Raw genomic sequence first — 1,793 nt, 5'->3', positions numbered from 1 at the left:
GCCAGACCGTCGGGATCCGCGAGGACTTCGAGGGGGGCGGGCGGCGCGGCCGGGGGGCGGCTCAGCTCGGCGGCGCGGGAGGCGGGGGTCTGCGGGATGTCGGCGGCGCTCTGGGCCTGGGCCTCGGCGACGGCGCCGACGATCTGCGGGGCGTCGTGGAGCTGGCGGGCGAGGGCGTCGCTCTCCTGGCTGTCGACGTCGAGGACGTCGGCGACGATGCAGGTGATGTTGTCCGGGCCGCCGCCGCGCAGGGCCAGCTCGATCAGCTCGCGGACGGTCTCCTGGGGCGGGGCGAACGTGCTGAGGGTGTCGCGCAGGGTCTCGGCGCTGACGACGCCGGAGAGGCCGTCGGAGCACAGCAGGTACCGGTCGCCGGCGCGGACCTCGCGGATGGAGAGGTCGGCCTCGATGTGGTCGGCGCTGCCGAGGGCCCGCATCAGCAGGGAGCGCTGGGGGTGGGTGGTGGCCTCTTCCTCGGTGATACGGCCCTCGTCGACGAGCCGCTGCACCCAGGTGTGGTCCTGGGTGATCTGGTGCAGCTCGCCGTCGCGCAGCAGGTAGGCGCGGGAGTCCCCGACGTGGACGAGGCCGAGGCGCTGCCCGGTCCAGAGCAGGGCGGTCAGGGTGGTGCCCATGCCGTCCAGGCGGGGGTCCTCGGCGACCATGGAACGGAGCTGGTCGTTGGCGCGCTGCACGGAGGTGTCGAGCGAGGTGAGGATGTCGGAGCCGGGGATGTCGTCGTCGAGCTGGACGAGGGTGGAGATGACCTCGGAGCTGGCGACCTCGCCGGCGGCCTGGCCGCCCATGCCGTCCGCGATGGCCAGGAGGCGCGGGCCGGCGTAGCCCGAGTCCTCGTTGTGGTCCCGGATCATGCCGGTGTGGGATCCGGCGGCGAATCTCAGTGACAGGCTCATGCGCGCCTTTCCCACCCTCCGGTCGTCATGGTGTTCGTGCCTACTTCCGCAGCTCGATGACGGTCTTGCCGATGCGGATCGGCGTGCCGGGCGGGATGGGCACCGGGGTGGTCAGGCGGCCCCGGTCGAGGTAGGTGCCGTTGGTCGAGCCGAGGTCCTCGACGATCCACTGTCCGTCACGGTCGGGGTAGATCCTCGCGTGCCGGCCGGACGCGTAGTCGTCGTCCAGCACGATGGTCGAGTCGTGTGCCCGGCCGAGCGTAATGGTCTGTCCCTGGAGCGCGACAGTGGTTCCGGCGAGCGAGCCCTCGGTGATGACCAGCTTGGTCGGGGCGCCGCGGCGCTGCCGGCCGCGCTGGGGGGCCTGCTGGGGGCGGCGCTGCGGCTGGGGGGCGGCCTCGGGGCGGCGGGCGACGGCGCGCTGGGTGACCCGGGTGCCGAACAGGTCGCTGCGGATCACCTGGACGGCCACGATGACGAACAGCCACAGGACGGCCAGAAAGCCCAGCCTCATGACCGTCAGGGTCAGCTCTGACATTGCCCCCCGCTTACCCTTCGGCTTGCCGGTAGATGACTGTGGTGCTGCCCACGACGATGCGTGAGCCGTCGCGGAGCGTAGCGCGTTTGGTGTGCTGTCCGTCCACCACGATGCCGTTGGTGGAGCCCAGGTCCCGGATGGTGGCCGGGTCGGTGGCCTGGATCTCGCAGTGCCGGCGGGAGACCCCGGGGTCGTCGATGCGGACGTCGGCCTCGGTGCTGCGGCCGATGACCAGGCTGGCGCGGGAGATCTGGTGGCGGGTGCCGTTGATCTCGACCCAGCGCCGGACACGGCCGTAACCCGCCTGCCCGTAGGGGGCGGCGGGCGGCTGGTGGGGGCGC

At 72.6% G+C, this 1,793-nt stretch carries 3 protein-coding genes; all 3 read right to left on the bottom strand.

Annotated features, from left to right (window positions below):
- The coding region (locus tag ACSNOC_RS27620) for a Stp1/IreP family PP2C-type Ser/Thr phosphatase (protein WP_436750309.1) at positions 1-914 on the bottom strand (914 nt) is incomplete at its 3' end.
- Positions 915-954: 40 nt separating this feature from the next.
- Positions 955-1,452: an FHA domain-containing protein FhaB/FipA gene (locus ACSNOC_RS27615; protein WP_436750308.1), complete on the bottom strand. Its 498-nt coding sequence runs from the start codon at positions 1,450-1,452 to the stop codon at positions 955-957.
- A gap of 10 nt (positions 1,453-1,462) precedes the next feature.
- On the bottom strand, positions 1,463-1,793 hold a 331-nt coding region (locus ACSNOC_RS27610), incomplete at its 5' end, for an FHA domain-containing protein (protein WP_436750307.1).

The organism is Streptomyces sp. URMC 129 (genome assembly GCF_051386415.1).
Taxonomy (GTDB): domain Bacteria; phylum Actinomycetota; class Actinomycetes; order Streptomycetales; family Streptomycetaceae; genus Streptomyces.
The sequence above is the reverse complement of the archived record's forward strand: the minus strand, read 5'-3'. Positions and strand labels throughout refer to the sequence as shown.

Excerpts from the sequence above, each read along its gene's own strand:
- ACSNOC_RS27615 (WP_436750308.1), bottom strand. The coding sequence starts at position 1,452 with ATGTCAGAGCTGACCCTGACGGTCATGAGGCTGGGCTTTCTGGCCGTC.